Below are 25393 nucleotides of genomic sequence, written 5' to 3' on the forward strand. Positions count from 1 at the left end.
CTACAACAAAGACACCTACCATGCAAGCTATGCAAGAAAAATTCTTTAAGGGCGTTTTCGCCCTTTGTGCGCTACTCTCAATTTTCGCTGTTTTGATGATTTGCTTCTTTTTATTTGTCAATGCCATTCCCACAATGGCTCACATAGGCTTTTTTGATTTCATTTTTGGATTAGATTGGTATCCTACAGAAGACATTTTTGGAATCTTTCCTATGATTGTAGGTAGCATTTATGTAACCGCTCTTGCCATTTTTATCGGTGTGCCAATTGGCGTTTTAAGTGCTATTTACCTCTCCCACTTTGCAAGTAAAAAGGAGCAAAAATACATACTCCCAGCCATTGAATTACTCGGTGCAATCCCTTCTGTTGTGTATGGATTTTTTGGACTTGTTTTAATTGTCCCTCTCCTTGCTACAACCTTTAATGGCATACCGGGCAAAAGCGTATTGGCAGCAGCTTTGATTTTAAGCGTGATGATTTTGCCTACTATCATTTTGGTTTCAAAAGCCGCTATTGATGCGCTTCCCTCAAGCTATTATGAAGGGGCATTAGCACTTGGTGCAAGTAAAGAGCGAAGCGTATTTTTTGCCCTTATCCCCGCTGCAAAAAGCGGAATCCTAGCCTCTGTGATACTTGGCGTAGGTCGTGCTATCGGCGAGGCTATGGCGGTAATTATGGTAGCGGGAAATCAGGTTTTAATCCCAACAAGCCTTTTAGAAGGCGTGCGAACACTCACTACAAATATTGTGCTTGAAATGGGCTATGCGCAGGATTTGCACCGAGAAGTGTTAATCGCAAATGCTGTGGTGCTTTTTGTCTTTATCCTCATTATCAACACCTGCTTTAACGCACTCAAAAAGGAAGCAAAATGAAAGCTAAAATGAAGGTTATGCAAACAGATAAAGTCACGCTCACTTTGACCTTTTTAATGCGTGCTTCTATGATTTGTGTGTTGGCTATTTTTCTTATACTCATTGGATTTATTTTCATAAAAGGCATAGCGCATATAAATTTTGAAATGTTTGCTTGGCAATACAACTCTCAAAACATCTCAATGACCCCAGCGATTATCAACACTCTAACTATGGTGCTTTTTGCACTTATCCTTGCTATGCCACTTGGTATTTTTGGCGCTATTTATTTGAGTGAATATGCAAGTAAATCAAGCAAAATCTTGCATGTAATACGCATTGCTTCAGAAACTCTCGTTGGGATTCCAAGTATCGTTTATGGTTTATTTGGGTATTTAGCCTTTGTGATTTATTTTGGCTTTAGAACAAGTCTTATCGCAGGAGGTTTGACATTAGCGGTTATGATTTTGCCTTTGATTTTAAGAAGTGCAGAGGAGGCTTTAAAATCTGTGCCGATGACCTTTAGAGAAGCAAGTTTCGCACTAGGAGTTGGCAAGCTAAGGACTATTTTTATCATAGTCTTACCTGTGGCGATTCCGGGTATTTTAGCCGGGGTGATTTTAAGCATAGGCAGGATAGTAGGAGAATCCGCTGCCTTGCTTTATACCTCAGGAAGTGTAGCAAAAGTAGCTGGGCTTATGGATTCAGGTAGAACCTTAAGTGTGCATATGTATGCGATTTCAAGTGAGGGGCAACATATCAATGAAGCATACAGCACAGCGATGGTTCTTATTATAATCGTCTTTTTGATTAATCTTGGTTCAAATTATATTGCAAAAAAATTGATTAAAGCATAGGAGGTGATATGAAAAATTGTTTTGAAATTAAAAAAATGTCTTTATATTATGGTGAGTTTTTAGCTTTAAAAGATATTAATATGGACATTAAAAAGGGTAAGGTTACTGCTTTTATTGGACCTAGTGGTTGTGGTAAATCTACCTTTATTAAAAGTCTAAATCGTATGAATGACCTAATAGAAGGTTGCAAAATCAAGGGAAAACTTCTCTTTGATGGCAAAAATATCTATAAAGATTATGATGTCAATGTCTTGCGTAAAAAGGTGGGAATGGTCTTTCAAAAGCCTAATCCCTTTCCTATGAGCATTTATGATAATATCACCTTTGGACCTAAAACGCACGGCATTAAGAAAAAGTCTAAACTTGATGAAATTGTTGAATCCTCTTTAAAAGACGCAGCCCTTTGGGAGGATTTAAAAGACAGGCTTGATAGGTCAGCACTTGGTTTAAGTGGCGGACAACAGCAAAGATTATGTATCGCAAGAACCTTAGCGGTAAATCCTGAAGTGATTTTAATGGACGAGCCTACAAGCGCACTTGACCCGATTTCTACACTTAAGATCGAAGAGCTAATCTTGCGTCTTAAAAAAGAATATACCATTGTGATTGTTACGCATAATATGCAACAAGCCGCTAGGATTTCTGACCAAACTGCTTTTTTCTTGCTAGGAGAAGTGGTTGAATTTGATGAAACAACAAAGATTTTTAACTCTCCAAAAAACAAAAAAACGCAAGATTATGTTAATGGGAGATTTGGCTAAAATATATTTTTCATTTTCGCAAGGAGTTTTGCTTGGTTTTTGTTTTAGAAGATGATAGCAATATTTTAGAACTTGTTTTATACGCGCTAAAAAGTCAAAACATACCCTCGCAAGGCTTTTTAGATGTGAAAAGTTTTAAAGAAGCATTAAAAACTACTATCCCTCAAGTTTTGGTGCTTGATGTTATGTTGCCTAATGCAAGTGGATTTGAGATTCTACAAGAGATTAAAACAAATTCCGCTACAAAAGAAATCGCTGTGCTTATGCTAACTGCGCTTAATGATGAATTTAATAAAGTCAAAGGGCTTGATTTAGGAGCTGATGATTACATCACAAAGCCCTTTGGTGTTATGGAATTTATAGCGAGAATCCGCGCAATTTTAAGGCGCAATAAAGATGCTGATGCCCTCTCTTATGGAATCTTGGAGCTTTCTTATAGCACACATAGCGTAAGGGTTGATGGAGAGCCTATCAATCTTACTTTGAAAGAATTTGAACTTTTAGGCTTTTTGCTAAAAAGTCCCAATAGAGTCTTTAATCGTGAGGAGTTGCTAGAGATTCTCTGGGGGTATAGCTATGCAGAAAGCCGCACGATTGATATTCACATCAAAACCTTGCGCAAAAAGCTAGGGATTGCAAAGAAATATATCAAAACAATTCACGGTGTGGGCTATAAAATCTCTAAAGATTCTTAATGCAAAAAAAGATTTTTTTTATTATTTTTTTTAGCATAATCTTAAGCCTAGTAGTTCTAACAAATGGGATTTTATTTTTTATAGTAGATTCTTTTGTGGAATCTTTTTTGAGAGCATCTTATTTCGACAGGGCAGGCAAGCTCTGAAAGCTCAAATCTCATTAAAAATTTACGCGCTTTAGAGGAATATGCAAAAGCTAACCCGCATAAAGTTAAAAGCTTTACTAATGAACCCGCGCCAAAAACACAAACCGAGACAACCACACCCGACAAAACGCAGAACACGACGCAAAACCAAACCCCCGATGATAACGCGTTGAATATCGAGGCGCAAGAGCTAGAGCCTTTAAATGATTTGTTAGATAAATCTAAGCCCTTAAGAATGGCAAAACAAGAGGAATTGAGCGACGCGATTTTAAAAGAAGCCCAAGAAATAAATGCAAGGCGACGCAATCACACATATTTTAGCAAGGCACGGCGCACAATCTCCTTTGGTGCAAAAAAGCGGACAAAAGGCAGTGGATAATAAGGATTTAATCACACATAGCAATATCATCAAAAATGCCGACATTCAAGGAATATCTACTAACAAAGACGGACAACAAGTATTAATTAGCGGGAAGCAAATCAATGGGTATTGCGTGCTTATAGAATCTATAAGCACAAAGCAACAAGAACTTAAGCTTAAAACAATGTATTTTGAAAAGGGAGATTTAAAAGATAATGAAGCAATTAAAAGTATAGAGAGGCTGTTGAGCGATAAAACGCCGCGAAATCCTTTGGTGCAAAAACCAAATAATCACTTAGACAACACACACCTAACTATACACGAGGACATTTTACCACAAAACGCACAATATCGCGCATTAATGCAAGAGCTAGAAAAAGAAAGTGGCAAGAAAGCGGAGAATAGTCTATTTTTAGCGGACTTGTATCACAGAAGAAATGGCGACGCATACAAACCCTATTTAGATGATTTAATCGCACGATATGGCTTTAAAAAATCCGAATTTTTGGAATTACAAAAAGAACATAAGAAAAATATAGAAGCACAAAAACTTAAAGAGCTAGAACCTAGCGAACAAGAAAAACAAGAAATTTTAGAAGCGCGAAAGAAACAACGAGAAATAAATGAAAAATATGATGCCATAGACGACGATTTAAGAAAACCGATAAAAACGCAAGAGGAATTTAATTATTATATATCTTATGTCAAAGAAATCGCAGGGGTTTTTAATAAGAAAACTTTAGAAGGTTTACATGGTGGAAATGCTAGAAAAATAGAAAAAAAATTAAAAAACTTCTTAAAGGGTAATTTTCAAAAGATTTTTAAAGAAAAAGGTGTGGAAAATCCTTTGGACTGGTATGATGAGTCTGGGCTTATGGGTGTTAAACTTGAACTTATACTTAAGGGAGAGGAGCAAGAGTTTTTAGACAATGGAGCTTGGATATATAAATATAAAGACATTAGAGAAGCAATACAAAAAGCTTTAAACATAACGCCTAATAAAGACTTTGGAACAAATTATGCAGAATATTATCACGATGGAAAAAATGCAGTTGAAAAACTCCTAGCAGAAGCAAAGGACTTTAAAGAAAGAGGGCAAAAAGGAGAATTTAGCGGGCAAGTTTATGGTGCGTTTTATCGCAAAGACTTAGAAGAGTTAAGCGGAAATGGAGATATTAGCCTTGTTTGGGGAGATTCTAACTTTGGATTAAAGCATATTTTAGACAAACACGAGGGAGAGTTTAAAGACCTACCTACGCAATTAAACAAAATTGTGCTAAAAGGAAAGATTGAAAAAACGCACAATGGATTTAATATTATCCTTGATGATTATAAAGTGGGAATAAATATTAGGTTGGAATAAATTCGGAATTAAGCAAGGAGATAATAAATGGATTGTAACCGCTTTTGATAATTCTAAAACAAGAGATAAGAAGTATGGTCGCAACGCTACTTCTTTTACAAAAGAGGCTCACTCTTCAAACTCAACCAACATTCTACCACAAAAAACACACCTTGAAAAGCAAGATTATACACAGGCACAAGAACTATGGCTAAAAACCTTTAATCTTAAAAGCTTAGAACAAGATTTTATTCCAAACTTTGAGCTAGAAGTAAAAGAGGCTTTAAGTCCGATTTTGAAAGATAAAGAGATAAGGCTAGGAAAGGGCAGTTTTATAAAGCTTTACCAAAGGGATAGATTAGAGTTTTTGCCCTTTATTAAAGAGACGCTAGAGAATCCAAATGTAATAGTTAAGCAAGTTGATGGTGCTTTGATTTTTGCTAAAACATTAAAAGAAAAAATATTTTTTGTGAATGTAAGTCGTGATTATGCAGAGAGCTTTAAGGGATTATCATTAGCACCTAAAAAAGAGGCAAATTTGATTAATAAATTAGAACACGCTAAAGAAGTAATTTATAACGCGTTAGATTCCAAACTTCGGGATTCCACAGCCCAACAAGCTTTTACAGACGTCCTATCCTCAGCCAACAAATCTAACGAGGATATTTTACCACAAAAAACATCAGATTCTTTAACAAAACAAGAGGAAAGCTTAAGGGCGTTATTGACAAACTTTAGAAAAGCAAACAGCGAATATGCAGACATAAAGAAGCGATTAAATGATAAGCTTACAAAAGCAATTTTTTTAGATAAGCCTAAAAAAAGCACAATAAATTCTATGCGAAGCATTGAAGAGTGGAAAAATGCAGTGCTAGATAAGCAGTGGGTAAATTCAATTCAAGGGCTAGAAAATACGATTTTTGCAAAGTTTAATCCACAAATGCAAGAAGCAACGCAGACTTTAATGATTTTCCGCGCGCTTGAAAGACATATAAAAAGCAACAATGGAATTAGCACAATCAATCTAAGTAAAGCCTTAAAAGATATTGAGAGCTTAGAAGCCTTGCCTTTACACCCAAAGGCACAAAACGCGCTTAATATCTTTAAAGAACTTGCAAATATTTATCAATTTGCAAATAAAATAAGCGGAGCAAAAGGCTATAAAAGCGCAAGCGGGAACGGGGCTTTAAGCACGACTTTAGAGGGCAGGGCAAGAGTATTTTTAACTAATAAACTTTTTAAAGGCCTTTTCTTTAGAGTGCCTTATATTGGAGATAAAGACGCGGTTTTGTTTCACTTAAAAAAAGCAGTGCGAGAGCTAAAATACCCAAGAGCGATAACTTTGGATATATTAGACAATCCGACATTTACAACGCCAAGTCCCAAAAGCCCGATAAATCCAAAGGGCGAAGCCTTTATAAATGATGAAGTAAAAAGAGATATAAGCGAGTTTGCAAGTAATGAAAGTGTGCTAAAAGACGAGATTATACACAAACGCGCGGAAATTGAAAGCCAAAACACAGAGCTTTTAAACGCGGGCGAAGTTTTACAAGCCTTGCAAAAAGATAAAGTGATTTATAGCAAAGTGGGAAGCGGAAGTGTAACAAAAGAGGATTTAGCAGAGATACAAAGTATTTTAAAAGAGCTAGAGAGACGCGAGGGAATAATTGCAGACTTTGGAACAAACTATGCAGAATTTTACCACAAAGGCGCAGAGGCACTCAAGCACTTACTAAGCACAAAAGAGGGGCAAGTGCAAGGCGCGTTTTATCGCAAAGACTTAGAAGAGTTAAGCGGAAGCGGAGACATTAGCATTGTTTGGGGAGAGATTACAGATAAGGCTAACCACAAAGGCTATGGACTAGCGCATATAATAGATAAGCACGGAAGCGAGTTTGAAAATATACCCCAAAGACTCAATGAGATTATCACACAAGGTGAAATAGAAAAAGATAGACTAGGTAGATTAACGATTAAAAAAGATGGGTTTAGAGTAGGATTAAAGGCAAATTGGAAAGGTAAGCCAACAAATAAGTGGATAGTAACAGCTTATTATGACGAGAAGTCGCTAAGTTTATCCACTGCTAGCGACTTTACAAAAGGGGAGACTCTCCCTTTCAACTCTAAAGAGATTATAACACAACAAGAGCTAACGCACAATACACCAAAAGTATTTGATATGGGAGAAATAAAAATAAACGATTATGATGATTTTTTATATTATGCGAAGTTAGCGGGATTTGATTTAAGCAAAAATAAGAACGCTAAAGAAATACACAAAGCCCTTTTAGCTCAAATTGATAAGTTAGAGTGCTAAAAATTTAACCCTTATAATTTTTTAAAAAATATTTTAGAGTTTCTTTAAAATTTTAAAGGAACTCGCAATGATTCCACGCACTGAAAAACGATTTATCGGAAATAATGATGAAAAAAGGCTTTGGACTTATCATTATACACATACACAAAACGCGCCTAAAGTAATAAATTTTAACAATCCTAACAGGTATTCTGTTGATGTAGTATGCGCGCTTAATGCAGGCAGTGGAGACACAAACCCGACAAGCTACGAAAGCCCGAGACTTTGGGACGCAAATATTACTTACACACAATATTTATACACAAACGCAGGCAGATTAGGCACAAATATAACCCTACTTCATAACAATAGATTAATTTTAATGGCAGGCGGAGGCGCAGGCACAAGAGCGGGACAAGTCCTTGCAAGTCGCGGGATTCACAGGTGGGAACATAGAAAAAGATTCTTAGGCATTAAATATAAAAAAGAACAAAGAGAAAGCATAGGTGCGTGGAGTCATAACGCAGTCCCGCACTGCAGACAAGAGGGCGAAAAGGTTACATATATTTTAACCTTGCAACCAAATCAAAGCGCGCAAATTACTTTCTCATATCATCAAGCAAGCGACAGCCCCTTTAAAGGCTCTATTACTTTAAGCGCGTATTATTAAAAGGAGAAAGGGAATGCGAGAGGTGATTTTTGAAAAAAACGCAAAAATTTATTATCACAATAGATATGGGAAAATAGAGCATATCGCAAGCTTAGAAGCTAATAAAGCGCACTTTGTCCCCACAACAGACAAATATATAAGGGCTTTTATAGATGATTGTAAGCAAGTGTTTATTTATGAGGGCAGTGGCGTTTTACCATTAAGCGAAGTGCAAAAATATGATTTTAAAAACCTAAACATAACTTATTTAGACTTCTATATGCAAGAAGGGCATTTTCATTCTAAAATCTCTTTTAAACAAAGAAAGCTCATAAAGGAATTTTGCGAAGTTTATGAAAATAACGAGGAACTAAGCTACACAATTTACCCACCTTTTTACGAGGAAAAACTAAGGGAAGTGTTAGGAATAGTAAGGGAATATTAAGTGATAGCTAATAAAAACGAAATTAAGGCTTTTTATCTTACTCACAATCTAAGTATAAAAGAAGTCGCAGAGCATTTTAAGGTCAGTTATCGAACCTTAGCCCACTGGGTGAAAAGTGAAAAGTGGGAAAAGGGTGGCGCGGTGAAAGATATACCGACAAAAGAAAATCCTATTTTTAAAGAAAATGCAAATAAAGTGCTTAATATCGCACAAATCAAGCTTAAAAATGAAATAAATTCTAAGCTTGTGGATATAGAGCTAGAAGACACAATAAGGGCAAATTTATTAGAAAGTAGTGTAGATGAAATCTTAGTGCAAGTGATGAGTCTAAACTACATACAAAAAAACATCGCTTTAAGCGCGGTGATTGCAAAGGATTCACTTTTAAGATTGCAAGCTTATAACCAAAGAGAGCCTAAGCCACAAAACGAGCCTTTAATTGTAGCGTGTGCAGAAAAATGCGCAAATCTTTTTATAAATATGCAAAACGCACTTTATGGTAAAAATATCTCAAATGAAAAAGACAATATCAACGACTTAAGCAACCTTAGCATAGCAGAATTAAAACTTATTTTAGACAAAGTGTAAAGGGCTAGATTTTTTAACCCTTATAAAAAAATTAAAAATTTTACATAATGCGCAAATCTTAAAAAAAAGGAGCAGGAATGAAACAAAGAGTCCATTTTTTAACATACCTTGTTAAAAATACAATTTATTTTACCAAAGATATTAACGAGGCTGTTGTGGTGATACCGGAAAATGCAGAAGTTACGCACATTAGCTTTGAAGTAGAGGAGGCAAACGCGCAAGGTAGCTTAGCAGATATTGGTTACGCAAATGACCCGACAGCATTAGCAAGTGGTATTGATTGCTCAGTAGTTGGCACGCATATTATTAATAAAGTTTTTACAACTACCAAGAACGAGGAAATTTGGGTAAGAACATCAGTTAATAGGGACGTAGGAGGTGGCGCAAATTTACGCATTGCTTATTATCTACCTAGCACAACGATTTTAGAACTCTAAGGAAAGAGATATGCAAGAGGAACTTTTAGAGGAGAGGGAAAGCGAGGAAAACCCCGCTCTGCAAGAGGAGACGCAAGAGCTAGAAAACTCACGCGAGATTGTTAGCAAGCTAGAAAGCGAGCTTGAACAAAATATGCAAAGTTTTGAAAAGGACTTTGCGAAATTTTGCGCCAAAGAAGTGGAAAATAACCCGAGCTTAGAAGAGCTTTTTTTTGATGATAAAGAGAAGTTATTCTGCCTTTTTTTTCTTGCGATTGTGGGGCGTTGTTGTTTTAGTCAAATTTTAGACAAAAAGTTTTACAATGGCGTGCTTTACTTCGTCAAAACTACCACACAAAGGACTTCAAAATGCAACTTTTAGAAAAAGTTTTTTTAAAATTTTTTAGGCTTTGGGCTTCATTAGAGTTTGGAAAAATCAGAAAAGAATTTGACTTATGGCAGGCAAAAAACACCGACATAAAAAGTTACAGCCAATACAAGCAGGATTTATTTGTGCTTTTTTATTATCGTAAAGATTCTGGTAAAAACCGCTTTTTTATCGATATTGGCGCAAATGATGGAATCTCTTTGAGTAATACTTATGCTTTGGAGCAAGATAATTCTTGGGGGGGGGGGGATACTTATAGAAGCTGATAATGCAGTCTTTCAAGCTCTTCTTAAAAATCGCCCAAATCCAAAAACTGCCAAATACAATGTTGCTATTTACAATAAAGACAAACAAATTAAATTTATGCAAATCTCAGGTTACGCGCAGATGTTAAGTGGCATTATAAGCGAATACGATCCGCACCACCTTAAGCGCATAGAGAATGAAATAACACAATATGGTGGAAGTTATGAGATTTTTGAAATGCAGGGCATACGCTTTGATACGCTTATGCATAAACACCCAGATATTACGCGCATTGATTACCTTTCTGTCGATGTGGAGGGCGGAGAAAAAAGCATTTTAGAATCTATTGATTTTAATGCCTATCATATCCAACTAATTGGCGTTGAAAATAACTATAAAGATTCGTGGATAAAAAATTTTCTTTCAAAACAGGGTTATAGAAAAATAATCGAGCTAGGCTGTGATGAGTTTTATGAGAAAATACCTAATTAGCGCTTATTAAGCACTTTATAAAAGCTTATTTTCCGCAATCTTAACACTGCCAAAGTGGCAAAAATCACTCTTGCTTGAAGCTTTTATGATGCAGTGGCGAGCAAATCAAACTTAGCGTTTCAATCCATTCACCGTCTGCAACATAGAATCTGCTGTTTGGATACTCTTTGAGTTTGCCTCATAGGCGCGCTGACCGGTGATTAAATCCGTCATTTCCTCTACAAGCTTGACATTGCTAAGCTCTATAAAGCCCTGTCGTAGCTGCCCAAATCCATCAATGCCCGGCACGCCAGCGATTGGCTCGCCTGATGCGTTGGTATTGATGAAAAGATTATCACCCAAAGAATGCAAGCCAGCCGGATTGATGAAATTTACAATCTCAATTTGCCCTAGCACATTGATTTCAGTTTGATTACCCTCTTTGACACTGATTGTGCCATCTGTGCCGATGTTTATTTCTGTGGTGTTTTCAGGCAGTGTGATATTTGGCACGAGCAAATAACCATCAGAATTTACCAAATTCCCCTCGTTATCGATTTTAAAGCTCCCTGCGCGTGTGTAGGCGATATTGCCATCAGGAAGCTGTATTTGAAAAAATCCATTTCCTGTAATTGCAATATCAAGGTTATTTTCCGTCTCTTTTGGGTGTCCTTGTGAAAACATCTTTTGCACCGAGATTGGGCGCACACCCACACCTACTTCAATGCCTGTTGGCGAAATTGTCGTCTCACTCGTGCTTGTGCCCGCATACTGCAAAACTTGATAAAACAAATCCGCAAACTCTGCGCGTTGTTTCTTGTAGCCGATTGTATTGACATTAGCGATATTATTTGAAGTTGTATCAATCTGCAACTGCTGCCCGATCATTCCCGTAGTAGCAGTATAAAGCGATCTCATCATAATTCACTCCTTGAAACTTGCTTTTTTTGCGCTTAAAAGAAAAAATTCCTAATTTTTATTTATCTATAAAGCAAAAGCAATTATAATGCCGCTTTTATCCCCCGTGCAAAAATAAGGCTAAAAAATGACTATCGATGATGCCACCTTACTAACTTGGCTTTTTGTGCTTGGCATCTCTGTGGAAGCGATAACCGGAGCGCTTGCGGCTGGGCGGCATAATATGGATTTATTTGGTGTGATGTTTATCGCGCTAGTGACTGCCATAGGTGGGGGCTCGATACGCGATGTGTTGCTAGGGCATTACCCGCTTACTTGGGTAGAGCGCCCGCAGTATGTGGTATTAATTTGTGTTATCGCCATTCTTACAACAAGGATTCCAAAAACACTGGTGCGCTTTGAGAAGCTCTTTTTAAGCCTTGATGCGCTGGGGCTTGTTGTTTTTAGCATTATCGGCGCGCAGGTGGCGATGGAGGGCGATTATGGCTTTATCATTGCGGTGAGTTCTGCGTGCATTACAGGGATTTTTGGCGGAATCTTGCGTGATATTTTTTGCAATCGCATTCCCCTTGTTTTCCAAAAAGAGCTGTATGCGGGCGTGGCGATGATAGCAGCGAGTTTGTATTATATACTTGTGAAATTTGCAGGAATGGATTCTCTCTTTGCAGTGATAGTTACGCTTATTTTTGGGACACTTTTGCGTCTTTTTGCGATTCGCTACAAGCTTGATTTGCCGACATTTTCTTATGATGAACACACACAAAATAAAGGATAATCTATGTCCCTTGCCTTAGCATTAAAATATCGCCCGAAAACCTTTGATGACTTAATCGGGCAGCATTCTGTCTCACAAACGCTTTCTTTAGCACTAGATTCTAAGCATATTTCGCACGCATATCTTTTCAGTGGATTGCGAGGAAGCGGAAAAACAAGCAGTGCGAGAATCTTCTCGCGTTGCTTGCAATGTGAAAGCGGACCCACAAGCAAGCCTTGCGGGGAATGTGAAAACTGCAAAGCCGCACTTGAAAGCAGACATATAGATATCATCGAAATGGACGGCGCATCAAGTCGCAAGATTGAGGATATTCGAGCGCTTATTGAGCAGACAAAATACCGCCCAAGTTTTGGCAGATTTAAGATTTTCATTATCGATGAAGTGCATATGCTTACGCGCGAGGCGTTTAATGCACTTCTTAAGACGCTTGAAGAACCGCCAGAATATGTGAAATTTATCCTTGCTACCACTGACCCGCTAAAGCTCCCAGCGACTATCCTTAGTCGCACACAGCATTTTCGCTTTAAGCAAATCTCCCAACGCCTTGTGGTGGAGCATATCGCAAGCATTTTAAATAAAGAAAATGTCTCTTTTGAACCGCAAGCCCTAGAAATCATCGCGCGCAGTGGCTCGGGAAGCTTGCGCGATACGCTGACTTTGCTTGACCAAGCCATCATTTTTTGCAAAGGCAATATTGATACCGCAAGCGTGACGGATATGTTAGGTGTGGTTGATCCGCAGATTTTTGAAAATCTTTTTAATAATCTCTTAAGCACGCCAAGTAATGAAAATACCCTAAGCACACAGGTTGAGGAAAGTTTGCAGATTTTGCAAGAATATGAATGCGAGATGATTTTAGATGAAATGATGCTTTTTTTAAAAGACAGACTTTTGCACCACGATAAGCGTTTCGCGCCTGCGGTGCTTGATAGATTTTTTAGAATCTTAGCAGATTCTAAATATCTTTTGACGCTAAATACTGATAGCTCGTTTGTATTGCTTTTAAGCTTGTTAAAAATGCAAGAGGCACTAAAGATAAAAGATATTGAATTGATGATTGAGGATTTGGAAAGTGAGATTTTTGGCACAAATTCTCGCGCGACTTCAAAGCCACAAATGCCACAAAGCACGCAAGATTCTAAAAATCTTGATGCAAAAAGCGCGCCTATATCTAGTAGAAATTTACAAGATTCTGCTCCAAGCGCGCAATCTATGCAAGCACCCCAAAGCACTCCGCATATTTTGTTTGAAAAGCTCATCCGCGCGATTTATGATAGAAGCTATGACTTAGGTGAATGCTTTAGCAAAAATGTGTCGTTTGTGGATTTTAGTAATGATATTTTAAGCTGGGATTCTCAAGCACAGGGGAATGATAAGCAGATTTTGAGCGAGGGCTTCGGTTTTATTAAGAGCAAAATTGCTGAAATTTTTGGCACGCAAACAAAGATTATCCAAGTCAAGCAAGAAGCCAAAAATACACCACAAAACACGCAAGAGGCACAAGATTTCAATCAACCAAACAGCGTTACAGAATCTACAGATTCTATCAATCAAAAAAATGTGGAGTATGAACGCGCAACGCAGTGGAGCGGAGCCGAAGCGGGATTTACTCCCGCGAAGGCGATACAATCTAATGGAATAGATTCCAATCAACCAAACAGCGTTACAGAATCTACAGATTCTATCAATCAAAAAAATGCCGAATATGTGCGCGAAGCGGAGCCGAAGCGGGATTTACTCCCGCAAGGTGATACCATTAATGGAATAGTATCTCAAAATACCACCACGCAAAGCGATAAAGACTTTATTATGCGGAATAAATCCCTCATTAGTGGGATACACGAGCATTTGGGTTTAAAAGATGTCATTAAATCGTAAGGAGCAATTATGCAAGAGAACACATTTACGCTTTCAGAAGAGAATCTAAGTGCGCTGTGCGAGGCATTAAGCGCATTAGAAAAGGAGCATAAACATATTTTTTTCCTTCTCAATGGTGATTTAGGAAGCGGAAAAACCACATTGGTAAAGGAATTTGTACGCCATAGTTTGGGGGTTGAAGGCGTGAGTTCACCTACCTTTAGCCTTTCACAGGATTATGAAGACAGGGTGTTTCATTATGATTTTTACCAAAAAGAATTTAATCAACTCTTGGAGCTAGGCTTTATCGAGCTTTTTGAGCGTGAGGGTGTGCATTTTATTGAATGGGCAAATCCGCGCATTAAAGCACTTTTGAAAAAATGTAATTTTCTTGTGTATGAAGTGGTGATTACACCGCTAGATTCTCACCAAAGGGAGTATAAAATAATCCATGAATAAGCTAGAAGCGTGCAACTTAAGCAAGCAAATCAAAAAAACAAAAATCGTTAATGATGTCTCTGTGAGTGTCAGCAGTGGCGAAGTGGTAGGATTGCTAGGACCAAATGGCGCGGGGAAAACGACGACTTTTTATATGATTTGCGGACTTTTGCACCCAAGCTCTGGCGCCGTGTTTTTAAATGGGCACAATATCACGGGTTTGCCCCTACACGCGCGCTCAAATATGGGTATAGGTTACCTTCCGCAAGAATCTAGCATTTTTAAGGATTTGAGCGTAGAGCAAAATTTAATGCTTTCTGCTGAGGCAAGCATAAAAAGCGCGCGTGAGCGCAAAATTCGCATTGAAAAAATGCTCGAAGAATTTAATATCGAGCCTATCCGTGCGCGCAAAGGCGTGAGCCTTAGCGGTGGGGAACGCAGAAGGGTTGAAATCGCGCGTGCGCTAGTGAAAAATCCAAAGTTTGTGCTTCTTGATGAGCCTTTTGCCGGTGTAGATCCAAAGGCGGTAATGGATATACAAAATATCATTTTAAAGCTTGTCGAGCTTGATATTGGCGTGCTTATTACTGACCATAATGTCCGCGAGACGCTTTCAGTCTGCCATCGCTCTTATGTTATCAAAAGTGGCTCATTGCTAGCAAGCGGGAATGCAGAGGAAATCTACGAAAATGCGTTGGTGAGAAAATACTATTTAGGCGAGCATTTCAAAGTATGAATCTAGCGTCCAAACTTCGAACCAATATCGCCATAAAACCGCGCCTCTCAGCCACATTGAAAAATTGGTTGCCGATTTTGCAAAGTGGCGCAGGCGAGATTGAAGAAGTGTTAAATAGCTTTGTGGAGGAAAATCCCTATGTTGAGATTCAGTCCAAACGCACGCAAAGCTTCTCAAAAAAAACAAGCTCACTTAAAACCTCTGTGAGCGACAAGATAGAATCTCTAAGCGTGAATAATGAGGATTTGTATGAAAAATTGCTCGATCAAATCACCTCCTCACTTTTCCCTACAAAAACTTCGCAAAAAATCGCGCAGTGTGTGATTGAAAATATCAACGAAGATGGCTTTTTGGATTGCGATATTGCGCTTTTGGCTGATGAGATAGGAGTGAGCGTGGAGGAATTTGAGCGTGTGAGAAAGCGTTTTTTTATGCTTGAGCCTTGTGGAGTTGGGGCAAAGGATTCAAAAGAAGCGTTCTTTTTTCAACTTCAAGAAAGCGACTTAAATGACGCGCAATATGAGCTAGGCGTGCAAATTATTGAAAATCTTAGCAATCATTCCGCATACAAAAAAAATCCGCATTATGAAAAGGTTATGCAAACAATTAAACTTTTTAAAAACCCACCCACAGGGGAATTTAGCGCAAAGATTCCAGAAATTATCCCAGACATTTTTATTTTTGAGCGCTTGAAAGAGGATTCGCTTACTCCCACTTATGAACTTGAAGTGCGTATAAATGACGCGTATTATCCAAATATTATTATTGAGGGCTTGTCAAAAGAGAATCTATCAAAAAACCAAAAAGATGCGCAAGAATCTAAAAAAGCCTTGCAAGATTCCCAAGCACTACTTGAAGCCCAAAAACAAGCCCAAGATTTCACAAAAACTAAAATAAAAGAGGCAAAAGACTTAGTCGATGCGCTTGATATGCGTAAGGCGACAATCTTAAAAATCGCACTAAGTCTTAGGGAAAATCAGTATAATTTTTTTATGGGCGGTGAGATTACGCCAATGAAGCTCAAAGACATCGCTCAAGATTTGGGCTATGCGCCTAGCACGATTTCACGCGCCATTGCCAATAAATACCTAGAATGTGATAGGGGTATTTTCCCAATTAAGAGCTTTTTTACCGCAGCCATTGATGGGGATACTTCAAATGCGTCGATTAAGGATTTTATACTCGGTTTAGTCAAAAGTGAGGACAAGAAAAAACCGCTCTCGGATTTGAAGATTCTAAAAAATGTGGAGGAAAAATTTAACATCAAAATGGTGCGCCGAACAATCACAAAATACCGCCAGCAGCTAAATATTGCAAGCTCGAGTGAGAGAAAAAAACTTTATGAAATGAGTATGTAATGTATCATCTGAATTATTTTGCAAATTTTGCGCTTAACGCGCGCGCGATGGAGATTTTAAGTGCGCAAAGATTCCCAAACGCAAATCCTTTCGATTCAGAATCTAACGCGCAAAAAAGCCATTTTTTAAAGCTTCTTTCCACTCTTTTTGAAAAAGAGCAATGCAGCTTTTTTTCTTGCACACAAGAGGCGTATTTTTGGCTTTTCACACATTTAGGATTTGAGAATTGCGCGCTAATGCCGAGCTTTTCGCATTCGGCTTTTCAGGCATTCAAGGTAGCAAAAAAACTTACTCAAATCCCAATCTCGCACTATGAGGAGTTTTTGCAAAACATTACGCAAAATTTTCTTTTTTTGCCTGCTATTAATGAGGATATTTTGACTTACAATAACTTGCGTGCTTTGCGTGAGTTTGTAGATTCCAAAAAAGAATCTTTTGTGTTTGTTGAGATTTCTACTTTGCTGCAAAATGGGGATTTTAGTGCGCTTAAAATTTTAGAAAGTCCTCGTATAGCGTATATTGTGGATTTGCAAAAGTTAGGCTTTATGCGAGGGTGCGGATTTATCGCGCATTCTTTAGAATCTGTAAAATCTTTTAGCGCGTCTTTAAATTTTATCGCGCCAAATGGCATTTTTGCGTTTGCGTGGGAATGCGTGCGCGAGGTCAAAGAAAATCAGGCATTGCAAAATTACTGCACCCAAAAACATAATGCTTTTTTCTTTGAGCGCTTAAAAACACACGCGGATTCCTTAGAACAAGGATTTTCAAGACAGGTTGAACTTTTTGCGCCTTTAGAATCCACTCCGCCAAACGCACTTGCCCTGCGCCTGCGCGGCATTAAAGCGCGCGCGTTAGCACAAAGTTTGCTTATACAAAAAGTTGAGCTCATTAATGGGCAAGATTGTATGCTAGGGAATTTTAGCCCCTCGTTTGTTTTAAAAGAAATGGGCTATAAAGATGAGGAATGTAGAGAGCTTTTAAGCATTAGCTTTGTGTTTTTGGATTCTCTTTCGCTTGATGAAGTGGCAAAACGCGTTGCACAAGCCTTTTTCACGCTAAAAAAACTTGGAATCTAGTTTTTAGCATAGGTTAATTTTCATTTTCACGCAAATTCTTTTCATTTTGGGGCACTATGTTAAGATTATTTTTTCTCCTTTTTTGTGGTGCGTTGTGTTTGCTCCAACCCGCCTATGCGCAAAAATCCACTAAAGAAACACAACAAAATCTCACAAATTTTTCAACTACTTCAGAAAATATAGAACTAAAACTGCAAGAGCCAAAAGATTTGCAAGATGAAAACATAGCGCAAGAAAGTCCCAAAAAGTCATTTGGGATTAAGGTTAATGGTGGCACGAGCGCTGGATATTCCGAATTAGAGCTTAATCAAAAAACTTTCCAAGAAAATGAAATTGAATCTGGGCTTTGGCGCGCGGGACTTGGCTATGATGCGTTTTATGAATTTTACCCCATTAATCGTATTGTGATAAATCTTTTCTTTGGTTCAAGCGTTGAAATCACACAATATCGCGTAGGTGGGAAAGTGAAAAATTACAATGACGGAATCCGCAACGAAGACCACGCCTATGATTGGGGCGAGAGATTCTATGCTGGCTCGCGGATAAACCATATCGGCGTAGTGATTAGAATCTATGAAAATCACAAACTCTCCATTGTCTTAAGGCGCGCATTTTTAGCGGATTTTAGACTTGGAAACTATGACTTGCCATTTTCAAATAGTCCTTGGGTCTCATCGCAAAATGTTCAAATCTCAGGAAGCGATATGAGCATACGCGCGATAAATAACACGCAGATTCTTGTAAGTTATAGCCTTTATTTTTAGGTGCTGTATTTTTCTTGAAAGCGTAAGATTCTCTTTCCTGCGGCGTTGAGATTGTATTGCTCATCGTATTTTTCTTGCAAGCGGGTTTCAAAGATTTTCAAAAGATGGCTAAATTCTGGCGCGCTATAAATATCAATTACAATGCTATAAAGCTGCACATCTTGCAATAAAATATCAAAAATTTTCACGCGGTCTTGCAAATAGAGTTTTTCATCTTGACTATATTCAAGCACGCGCAGGGTGATTCTATCCATAATGCGCGGAAGGGTGTAGAGATTTGGTTTGAGATACTCACTTAACGCTTCATTTGCGCGGGAAAGCAAATCATCAATATGAATCTTATCCGCATACACTACACACGGGATTATGGCGATGATTCTATCAATATTGAGCCCCAAAGCGCGCGTCTCCCATTTGATGAGAAATTTTTCCATAAAACTAAAATGTCGTTGGTTTAAGGTGGTATTTTTACGCATTTTTCAGTCCTTAGGTTTTGTGATTTAGAATTTTAAAGTTTTCTTAAAAATCAGTATTGTAGAATTTTTTAACTTAAAAGATTGCAATTAAGGTTGTTATTATGCTAAAAACTATCCGCTCTAAGATTATTATGATGATTGTGGCATTTTTGATAGTGCTACTGGCAATGGTGTATGTGCATTTGCAAAATGGTTTTAGCACCATTGCAAAAAGTAACTCTACAAGCGAACTTCAAAAACTCAATGCTATGCTTTTTGAAGGTTTAAAAATCGCTATGAATACAGGCGATCCTGAAGTGATTAGCACCTTTATAGAAGGCTCAAAGCATGTGGAAGGCATCGCAGGATTAGCGATTTTTCCTGCGGATTCTGTGATTGAGCTTATGGGGATGGAGAATTCGCGCAAATCAGATGAAGTCGAAGTGCTGGAAGCTTTTGCAAACAAAACACAAAGTCTGCGTCCTTACACACAGACAACAGATTCTCAAACTGATTCTGGCTACATTATGGTAAAACCAATTTTAGCGCTTGGAAGTTGCTTAGATTGCCATGTCAATGTCAAAGAAGGCGATGTGCTAGGCGTGGCAAAAATCCAAGTTTCTAATAAAATGCTTATGCAACATTTAGAATCTGTGCAATTTGATATTGTGCTGTGGGTGGTTGGGCTAGGATTTGTGGCACTTTTGGGATTGCTCTTTTTCTTTAATCGCTTTGTTTTTTATCCAATCAATAACCTCACTCAAGTGGCAAAAGATCTTTCACAAGGTGATGGCGACCTCACAAAGCGCCTCCCTATCAAAAATAACGATGAGATTGCTAAAGCAAGCGGATATATTAATGATTTTATTTCTAAAATTAGCAACACCATCGCAAGCACAAAATATTCAAGTCATCAGAATATCGACCAAGCAAACAAGCTCGCCGATGCTTCTGAAGAGATAAACACGCGCATTGAAAAAAGCGTAGAAGTCGTGCATACAAGCGCAGAGCTAGGTAAAAATATTGAATTTATTTTAAATAACTCTATTGAGCTTGTGCAACAAAGTGCCACAGAGGTAAGAGAATCTTCAAAACAGCTTCTCCATACACGCGATATGCTTTCAAAAATGGTGCAAGGTTTGCAAGAAAACATTAGTGCCGAACACGAAATCGCTCATCGCCTCGCCCAAAGTGTGCAAGAAACCACGCGCATAAAAGATGTGCTTACAATCATCGCAGATATTGCAGACCAAACAAGCTTACTCGCACTTAATGCCAATATTGAAGCCGCGCGTGCAGGGGAAAGTGGCAGGGGTTTTGCAGTAGTGGCTGATGAAGTGAGAAAGCTTGCCGAAAGAACGCAAAAGGGCTTAGGTGAAATTAATATCGTTGTCAATGCTGTCGTGCAGTCAATAAGCGATGCAAATATCGCAATGAGTGAAAATGTGGAAAATATCTCCGGTATGACTGATGTCTCAAAAGAAAGCACAGAAGTGCTAGAGCACAGCGTGCAATCGCTCAAAGACGCCGTGCAGGCCTCAGGCTTAAGCCTGCAAAAAACAAGCGAGCTTTTTGATGCTGTCAAGGCGATTTTAACCCAAGTAAGTGAGGTAGAAAATCTCACCAACCAAAACAGCCAAAGCGTGCGCACTATCAATAGCATATCCCACGATATTGCCACAAAAGCAAAAGAGCTCAACTCACAATTAGATTCTTTTAAGTGCTAGGAATTGTGGCTTAGCTCTTTTCTTTGGCGGTGTTAATTTTTCCTTGTATTGCGCGCTTATTATAGAAATTAATGCTTTAAAACAAGGAATACAATGAAATTTAAAATAGATTCTCTTTTCAAGGACTTTGTGCCATTTTGGCAATTGGGTTTTAAAATGCGTTTATGGATTTGAGTCATAAGATTCTTATCCAAAATACCATTATCACACGCATATTGGCAGTTTGCAACTTTTGCTTACAAGTATTGTGAATCTGCTTATTTTACTTCCTTTTGTGTTTGCTTTTAGCTCAGCGGGATTTTAGCAGATAAATTCTCCAAAAACAAAGTTATGCGAATAAGTGCGTGGGTGAGCGTGGGGCTGTGCGGTTTTATTACGATTTGTTATTTTAATGGCGCATTTTGCCTTGCGTTTTTGCACCTTGTTTATGGCATTTCAAAGCGCAATTTATTCTCCAGCAAAATTTGGCTTTATTAAAGAGCTTATGGGTAATAGAGTATTTAGTCTCAGGGAATGGCGCGCTTGCAAGCGGTTAGCATTGTAGCGATTTTATGCGGGATTGGCGTGTGTTCTTTTCTTTTTTGAAATATTTTTTAACCAAAGCCAAAGCTTCGTAAGCTCTCCACTTTAGCTCCTTCTGATATGCTAGATTCTATAGCGCCACTTGGATTTTTACTGATATTTTTTGCGATGTGTGAATTATATTAAGCTACAAACTCCCTACACTCACACAAACACAAAACATACATTTTGACACAAACGCCTACAAACAAGTGCGCTTTTAAAGCAAAACATCACAATTCTTAAAAGCGATCGCACAATTTGGCTTTGCATTATCGGACTTAGCTTTTTTATGCACTTTCCCAGCTCCACATCGCCTCTTTTCCTTCCTACGTCAAAGGTATCTTAGAAATGGAATCTGCGGGGTTTTTAGCATTCTACTACATTCATTCAATTTCGTGTGCTAGATTCTCAACTTGGCGTTTATTAATATCTTTTTGCTTGCGCGCTTGCTTTTAAGCCTTGTTTTTCCTCGCTATTGAGCACATAAAAATCCATCATATTTTTATTTCAAGGTAGTCTTTAGTAAAGCTTGAAAATAAAAGCGTGAAGTTGGGATTTCTAGAGACTATTTGTGTGTATGGAATACATTTTGTGGAAAATTACCAATTCTAGGAAGTGGGAAACTTGACTTAGTCGCACTTAAAGCGCTTGCAAAAAGTTTAATGGAGGCTTAGAGCAAAATTAAAATAACAAATCCGCATCGACATTTGTAACACTTTGTGTTTGTGCGGGGAGTTTAGAAATATCAGTGTAGAGATACTCGCCATCTTCTAGTGTTTTTTTCATCACGCCCTGAGGCACATCAAATTTGCGCTTTAAGCCCGGCTCGAGATTGACAATTTTGTTGAAAAAATACGCACTTGCGGGAGTTGCCACGACTCCACCTGTCTCATTTGGACCAATTGGCGTATTATCATCGCGCCCATACCATGTGATAATCTGAATACTTGGAGAGAATCCACAAAACCAGCCATCAATATTTTGATTTGAAGTGCCCGTTTTCCCTGCAATCTCCATATTTTGCATTCTAGCGCGCGAGCCTGTTCCGCGATTTACCACATCACGTAAGATATTTACCACCAAAAATGCTTGTTTTGGTTGCGTGTATTCCTTTGAAAGGAGTGGGAATTCATATACTTCGCCATTTTCATTAGTGATAGAATCCACTAAGCGCGGGGTTAGCATTGTGCCATAATTTGAAAAAAGCGAGTATTCTTTTGCCGCATCAAGTGGAGAAAGACTTAAACTTCCAAGGATAATTGACATATCATTTGGCACGGATTGAAAGCCATAATCCACGATCCCGCGATAAATCCGTTCAAAGCCTATTTGTTGTACGAGGTTGAGCGCAGCGAGGTTTGAAGAGCTTCGCAAGGCGTAATGCAAGCTTACAATTCCGCTATAAGCGCCCACATTTTTTGGCGTCCAAATATCCTCTTCTGCCTCTTTGTTTGCATCTTTTATCTCGCTTAAATCCTCTTTTGTAGAATCCGCCCCAAAGCGTCTTGGTGCATCTGTGATTTTCCACGCGGGTGAGTAGCCTCTGTCAAAGGCTAGCAAGTAGATAAAGGGCTTTATGCTTGAGCCAAATTGTCTTTTTGCCTGTGTGGCGCGATTAAAGCTAGATTTTTTATAATCCACCCCGCCAACGAGGGCTAAAATTTTCCCTGTGTCTGATTCTGTCACGACAATAGCACCATTAAGCTCGCCCATTTTTTTAGGATACGCGGGCTTTGCGGTAATTTCTAGGAGATTATTTATACCATCTGGGCTCTCTTGTGTGGAAAGTGGAAGAGGATTTATAGAATCTATATCTGCAGAATCTGGTGTGTTTATTTTTTGTTCAAAATATTTTGGATATTTTTCAAGCAAACGCTCATTAATCTTGCTATATCCATAGCGCAGGGCTTCTTGTGCGATATTTTGGTAATCTAAATCGATGTTGAGCTTGATTTTATAACCGCCTGTTTTTAAATCTGCATAAACAGGCGCAAGCTGACGCAAAACCTCATCAACGATATAAGGCGCGAGATTCTGTGTGCGCGATTCATCATAGATTTGTGGCACTTCGTTAATCGCCACTTCGTATTCATCTTTGGTAATCCAGCCAATATCAAGCATACGCGCTAAAATACTATTTGCCCTGCTTAAAGAATAGTGTAGATTTTTTGTCGGATCGTAGGTGCTAGGGGCTTTTGGCAGTCCCATAAGCATACAGATTTCTTTTAGAGTAAGCTCACTTAGATTCTTTCTAAAATACCCAAGCGCAGCAGTCCTCACGCCATAATAGCCATGTCCTAAGAAAATATAATTGAGATAAATTTCTAAAATCTCTTCCTTACTCATCTCTTTTTCAAGCAAGATGGCAAACATTGCTTCTTTTACTTTGCGTTTGAGCGTTTTTTCTGAAGTGAGTGCGACATTTTTCACTACTTGCTGTGTGAGCGTGCTTCCGCCTTCAATCCAGCGCATATTAATCGCATTTTTCACCATTGCGCGTGAGATTGTATCAGGATTAATCCCAATATGCTCAAAAAATAACGTGTCCTCAACTGCTAAAAGTGCTTCAATCACGCGCGGAGGAATTTCATCAAATTTCGCATACAGCCTGTATTCATTATCAAACACATTGGCAATCAAGCGTCCTTTTCTGTCAAAAATCTGCGTGGCAATATCCATCTTGTGCTTTTTAATGCCTACAATCTCACTCTTACTCTCTTTATAGATTCCAAAAAGATACACGCCTACCGCAAGCAGAGCGCCTAAAAAAGCGATAAGAATAAAATAGCCAAAAACTTTTAAAGCCCTACGCACTTACAAATCCAACCTATCTCACTCTTGTGTTGGATTTGTAAGGTTTTTTTGCAATTGTTCGATTTCTTCACTTATTTTTCCTGAGATTTCGCTATAAATCTCATCAATTGAAGTCATCACGCCATCGCTGTTTTTTTCCATTGCGGTGATTTTATCTTGTATATAAGATTTTGGACAGGCGACTTTTGGATCTTCAAGCGTTGTGGCAAGTGCAATAGCTGAACTATGCACTCCTGAGTGGAATGGATCGAGTTTTTTGTAGCCTTGTGTGTGGCTAAAGTGTTCTTTTCCGCGTCCTTCAAAATACCATTTCCCTAAACGACAACTTTTATGATCTACTTTATTGAAAGTATCTTTGATACCAAACACAAAGCTATAAAGATTGTTTTTATACACAGTGTGGTCGAGTTTTGCTAAAGTGCAGAATATTCTTGAACTTAGGCTTGATGAGGTTTGATTATTTATAAGGCTTGCAACTTTGAGATCACTTACCACATTATTAAGTGCTTCAATCGCGGCTCTCACGGTGTTTGTCGCATCATTTGTTTCTTCTGTGCCTGTTTGAATATCGTTTGCTTCTTGTTGCATTGATTTTACCACCACAGCAATTTCCTTTGTGGCTTTTTGCGTCTTTTCAGCAAGCTTTCTCACTTCATCAGCCACCACTGCAAAGCCCCTGCCGTGCTCGCCTGCGCGCGCAGCTTCAATAGCGGCATTAAGTGCTAAGAGGTTTGTCTGCTCGGCAATATCATCAATGAGTGAAACAACATTTGTAATCTCATTGCTTCTTTGTGTGAGAGAATCTACAAGTTGTGTTGAAATTTGCATTTTTTCATACAAGGTTTCGATTTTGGCAAGCGCATCGTTACTCATATCCATTCCGTGCTCTGCGTGTCTGATAGCCTCATCTGAGCGCTTCACCACTTCTGCGGATTGATTGAGCACTTCTTGCAACGCGCCTTGTGTGCCGGTAATCCCAATCGTCATAGATTGATTGTATGCATCAAAGACATCAAAGCCGTGACGCCTATCACTGCGCAAGTCAAGTAATAGAATCGAGTAATACACCACATCGCCTACCTGTAAGGATTTCACTTCATATTCTCCTGATGGCAAAGCAACATCTGTGGTTGTTGGAGAAAGACTCTCAATAATTGAGTCAAGGTTTTGCATAGCCTGTGCCAAGTGATTTTTGAAAACTACCTCACGCCCTTTAAGCCCGATAATTATTTCTTTTTGTGTAAATCCAAACGCCACGTTTTTAGATTCCAACTCTTGTTTAAGATGCGCGATTTCTTTTTCATATTGTGCAATACGCTGTTTTAAAGCATTACTTGAGCCAAACATATAGAAGCCTTTTGTGTGGAATTTTAACAAGCTATGATTATACTACAAACAA

Annotated in this window: 25 protein-coding genes and 1 pseudogene; 22 read left to right on the plus strand and 4 right to left on the minus strand. The window is 38.5% G+C overall.

Translation table 11 applies throughout. From position 1 onward, the window contains the following. The first annotated feature begins 29 nt into the window (after positions 1–29). The 14 genes from pstC to A3217_RS01560 all read left to right on the plus strand — a co-directional run bounded on the left by pstC (position 30) and on the right by A3217_RS01560 (position 10533). On the plus strand, positions 30–872 hold the full coding sequence (gene pstC, locus A3217_RS01495; protein WP_066389666.1) for a phosphate ABC transporter permease subunit PstC: 843 nt from the start codon (positions 30–32) through the stop codon (positions 870–872). Then, positions 869–1708, plus strand: a complete 840-nt coding sequence (gene pstA, locus A3217_RS01500) for a phosphate ABC transporter permease PstA (protein WP_231860257.1) — start codon at positions 869–871, stop codon at positions 1706–1708. The genes pstC and pstA overlap by 4 nt, the downstream gene beginning before the upstream one ends. A gap of 8 nt (positions 1709–1716) precedes the next feature. After that, the gene (gene pstB / locus A3217_RS01505; protein WP_066387082.1) at positions 1717–2469 is read left to right on the plus strand and encodes a phosphate ABC transporter ATP-binding protein PstB; all 753 of its coding nucleotides are present in this window, start codon (positions 1717–1719) and stop codon (positions 2467–2469) included. Between the two features lie 32 nt (positions 2470–2501). After that, positions 2502–3164 carry a response regulator transcription factor gene (locus tag A3217_RS01510; protein WP_066387084.1) on the plus strand — a complete coding sequence of 221 codons (663 nt, stop codon included), beginning with the start codon at positions 2502–2504 and terminating at the stop codon, positions 3162–3164. Positions 3165–3479: 315 nt separating this feature from the next. Further along, entirely contained in the window at positions 3480–3689 is a 210-nt protein-coding gene (locus tag A3217_RS01515) for a hypothetical protein (protein WP_066387086.1), read from the plus strand. Next, complete coding sequence (locus A3217_RS01520; RefSeq protein ID WP_156471818.1) at positions 3601–5034, plus strand: PBECR3 domain-containing polyvalent protein; 1434 nt, start codon at positions 3601–3603, stop codon at positions 5032–5034. The genes A3217_RS01515 and A3217_RS01520 overlap by 89 nt, the downstream gene beginning before the upstream one ends. Before the next feature lie 229 nt (positions 5035–5263). Beyond that, on the plus strand, positions 5264–7330 hold the full coding sequence (locus A3217_RS09165) for a putative barnase/colicin E5 family endoribonuclease (protein WP_257722282.1): 2067 nt from the start codon (positions 5264–5266) through the stop codon (positions 7328–7330). A 67-nt stretch (positions 7331–7397) separates the two neighbouring features. After that, the gene (locus A3217_RS01530) at positions 7398–7979 is read left to right on the plus strand and encodes a hypothetical protein (protein ID WP_066387090.1); all 582 of its coding nucleotides are present in this window, start codon (positions 7398–7400) and stop codon (positions 7977–7979) included. A 13-nt stretch (positions 7980–7992) separates the two neighbouring features. After that, positions 7993–8403, plus strand: coding sequence for a hypothetical protein (locus A3217_RS01535; protein ID WP_066387092.1), 411 nt, complete (start codon positions 7993–7995; stop codon positions 8401–8403). Further along, a complete protein-coding gene (locus A3217_RS01540) occupies positions 8404–8991 on the plus strand; it encodes a helix-turn-helix domain-containing protein (protein ID WP_066387093.1) in 588 nt (195 codons plus the stop codon). A gap of 77 nt (positions 8992–9068) precedes the next feature. Then, positions 9069–9428, plus strand: coding sequence for a hypothetical protein (locus A3217_RS01545; RefSeq protein ID WP_066387094.1), 360 nt, complete (start codon positions 9069–9071; stop codon positions 9426–9428). 10 nt (positions 9429–9438) lie between these two features. After that, complete coding sequence (locus A3217_RS01550) at positions 9439–9789, plus strand: hypothetical protein (protein ID WP_066387096.1); 351 nt, start codon at positions 9439–9441, stop codon at positions 9787–9789. After that, a complete protein-coding gene (locus A3217_RS01555) occupies positions 9777–10061 on the plus strand; it encodes a hypothetical protein (protein ID WP_066387102.1) in 285 nt (94 codons plus the stop codon). Before A3217_RS01550 ends, A3217_RS01555 begins: the two co-directional genes overlap by 13 nt. After that, positions 10009–10533: an FkbM family methyltransferase gene (locus A3217_RS01560; RefSeq protein ID WP_066387104.1), complete on the plus strand. Its 525-nt coding sequence runs from the start codon at positions 10009–10011 to the stop codon at positions 10531–10533. Before A3217_RS01555 ends, A3217_RS01560 begins: the two co-directional genes overlap by 53 nt. A gap of 111 nt (positions 10534–10644) precedes the next feature. Here A3217_RS01560 and flgG read toward each other — a convergent pair whose 3' ends face one another. Next, complete coding sequence (gene flgG / locus A3217_RS01565) at positions 10645–11433, minus strand: flagellar basal-body rod protein FlgG (protein WP_066387106.1); 789 nt, start codon at positions 11431–11433, stop codon at positions 10645–10647. A 124-nt stretch (positions 11434–11557) separates the two neighbouring features. Between flgG and A3217_RS01570 the strand changes: the two genes are divergently transcribed. Genes A3217_RS01570 through A3217_RS01600 form a run of 7 tightly spaced genes read left to right on the plus strand, consistent with a single transcriptional unit; the run spans position 11558 to position 18434 of the window. Further along, positions 11558–12205 carry a trimeric intracellular cation channel family protein gene (locus tag A3217_RS01570; protein WP_066387108.1) on the plus strand — a complete coding sequence of 216 codons (648 nt, stop codon included), beginning with the start codon at positions 11558–11560 and terminating at the stop codon, positions 12203–12205. A gap of 3 nt (positions 12206–12208) precedes the next feature. Then, the gene (locus A3217_RS01575; RefSeq protein WP_082807837.1) at positions 12209–14083 is read left to right on the plus strand and encodes a DNA polymerase III subunit gamma/tau; all 1875 of its coding nucleotides are present in this window, start codon (positions 12209–12211) and stop codon (positions 14081–14083) included. 9 nt (positions 14084–14092) lie between these two features. Continuing rightward, positions 14093–14521, plus strand: a complete 429-nt coding sequence (tsaE, locus tag A3217_RS01580; protein WP_066387115.1) for a tRNA (adenosine(37)-N6)-threonylcarbamoyltransferase complex ATPase subunit type 1 TsaE — start codon at positions 14093–14095, stop codon at positions 14519–14521. Beyond that, positions 14514–15236 (plus strand): LPS export ABC transporter ATP-binding protein, encoded by a 723-nt coding sequence (lptB, locus tag A3217_RS01585; RefSeq protein WP_066387118.1) that lies wholly within the window; start codon positions 14514–14516, stop codon positions 15234–15236. Before tsaE ends, lptB begins: the two co-directional genes overlap by 8 nt. Further along, entirely contained in the window at positions 15233–16594 is a 1362-nt protein-coding gene (rpoN, locus tag A3217_RS01590) for an RNA polymerase factor sigma-54 (RefSeq protein WP_066387121.1), read from the plus strand. Before lptB ends, rpoN begins: the two co-directional genes overlap by 4 nt. Continuing rightward, complete coding sequence (locus A3217_RS01595; RefSeq protein ID WP_066387124.1) at positions 16594–17670, plus strand: hypothetical protein; 1077 nt, start codon at positions 16594–16596, stop codon at positions 17668–17670. The genes rpoN and A3217_RS01595 overlap by 1 nt, the downstream gene beginning before the upstream one ends. A gap of 56 nt (positions 17671–17726) precedes the next feature. Beyond that, a complete protein-coding gene (locus A3217_RS01600; protein WP_066387127.1) occupies positions 17727–18434 on the plus strand; it encodes a hypothetical protein in 708 nt (235 codons plus the stop codon). Here the strand turns inward: A3217_RS01600 and A3217_RS01605 are convergent. Then, positions 18431–18910 (minus strand): hypothetical protein, encoded by a 480-nt coding sequence (locus A3217_RS01605; protein WP_066387135.1) that lies wholly within the window; start codon positions 18908–18910, stop codon positions 18431–18433. The genes A3217_RS01600 and A3217_RS01605 overlap by 4 nt on opposite strands. A gap of 101 nt (positions 18911–19011) precedes the next feature. On the opposite strand from A3217_RS01605, the gene A3217_RS01610 reads away from it, so the two are divergent. Then, positions 19012–20616, plus strand: coding sequence for a methyl-accepting chemotaxis protein (locus A3217_RS01610; RefSeq protein ID WP_066387138.1), 1605 nt, complete (start codon positions 19012–19014; stop codon positions 20614–20616). A gap of 1245 nt (positions 20617–21861) precedes the next feature. On the opposite strand, the gene A3217_RS01615 is transcribed toward A3217_RS01610, so the two are convergent. Together A3217_RS01615 and A3217_RS09650 are read right to left on the minus strand one after the other, a co-directional pair. Further along, a complete protein-coding gene (locus tag A3217_RS01615; protein WP_156471820.1) occupies positions 21862–23994 on the minus strand; it encodes a penicillin-binding protein 1A in 2133 nt (710 codons plus the stop codon). A gap of 18 nt (positions 23995–24012) precedes the next feature. Beyond that, positions 24013–24843, minus strand: a pseudogene (locus A3217_RS09650) (methyl-accepting chemotaxis protein); the annotation flags it as partial. Positions 24844–25393 lie beyond the last annotated feature (550 nt).

This window comes from Helicobacter himalayensis, assembly GCF_001602095.1.
Lineage (GTDB): Bacteria > Campylobacterota > Campylobacteria > Campylobacterales > Helicobacteraceae > Helicobacter_F > Helicobacter_F himalayensis.

Coding starts and splice junctions, on each gene's coding strand:
- A3217_RS01555 (WP_066387102.1), top strand. CDS start 9,777: ATGCAACTTTTAGAAAAAGTTTTTTTAAAATTTTTTAGGCTTTGGGCT.
- A3217_RS01530 (WP_066387090.1), top strand. CDS start 7,398: ATGATTCCACGCACTGAAAAACGATTTATCGGAAATAATGATGAAAAA.
- lptB (WP_066387118.1), top strand. CDS start 14,514: ATGAATAAGCTAGAAGCGTGCAACTTAAGCAAGCAAATCAAAAAAACA.
- A3217_RS01570 (WP_066387108.1), top strand. CDS start 11,558: ATGACTATCGATGATGCCACCTTACTAACTTGGCTTTTTGTGCTTGGC.
- A3217_RS01610 (WP_066387138.1), top strand. CDS start 19,012: ATGCTAAAAACTATCCGCTCTAAGATTATTATGATGATTGTGGCATTT.
- pstC (WP_066389666.1), top strand. CDS start 30: ATGCAAGAAAAATTCTTTAAGGGCGTTTTCGCCCTTTGTGCGCTACTC.
- A3217_RS01535 (WP_066387092.1), top strand. CDS start 7,993: ATGCGAGAGGTGATTTTTGAAAAAAACGCAAAAATTTATTATCACAAT.
- pstA (WP_231860257.1), top strand. CDS start 869: ATGAAAGCTAAAATGAAGGTTATGCAAACAGATAAAGTCACGCTCACT.
- pstB (WP_066387082.1), top strand. CDS start 1,717: ATGAAAAATTGTTTTGAAATTAAAAAAATGTCTTTATATTATGGTGAG.
- A3217_RS01605 (WP_066387135.1), bottom strand. CDS start 18,910: ATGCGTAAAAATACCACCTTAAACCAACGACATTTTAGTTTTATGGAA.
- A3217_RS01550 (WP_066387096.1), top strand. CDS start 9,439: ATGCAAGAGGAACTTTTAGAGGAGAGGGAAAGCGAGGAAAACCCCGCT.
- A3217_RS01560 (WP_066387104.1), top strand. CDS start 10,009: ATGCTTTGGAGCAAGATAATTCTTGGGGGGGGGGGGATACTTATAGAA.
- A3217_RS01520 (WP_156471818.1), top strand. CDS start 3,601: ATGCAAGGCGACGCAATCACACATATTTTAGCAAGGCACGGCGCACAA.
- A3217_RS01545 (WP_066387094.1), top strand. CDS start 9,069: ATGAAACAAAGAGTCCATTTTTTAACATACCTTGTTAAAAATACAATT.
- A3217_RS01600 (WP_066387127.1), top strand. CDS start 17,727: ATGTTAAGATTATTTTTTCTCCTTTTTTGTGGTGCGTTGTGTTTGCTC.
- A3217_RS01575 (WP_082807837.1), top strand. CDS start 12,209: ATGTCCCTTGCCTTAGCATTAAAATATCGCCCGAAAACCTTTGATGAC.
- A3217_RS01595 (WP_066387124.1), top strand. CDS start 16,594: ATGTATCATCTGAATTATTTTGCAAATTTTGCGCTTAACGCGCGCGCG.
- tsaE (WP_066387115.1), top strand. CDS start 14,093: ATGCAAGAGAACACATTTACGCTTTCAGAAGAGAATCTAAGTGCGCTG.
- flgG (WP_066387106.1), bottom strand. CDS start 11,433: ATGATGAGATCGCTTTATACTGCTACTACGGGAATGATCGGGCAGCAG.
- rpoN (WP_066387121.1), top strand. CDS start 15,233: ATGAATCTAGCGTCCAAACTTCGAACCAATATCGCCATAAAACCGCGC.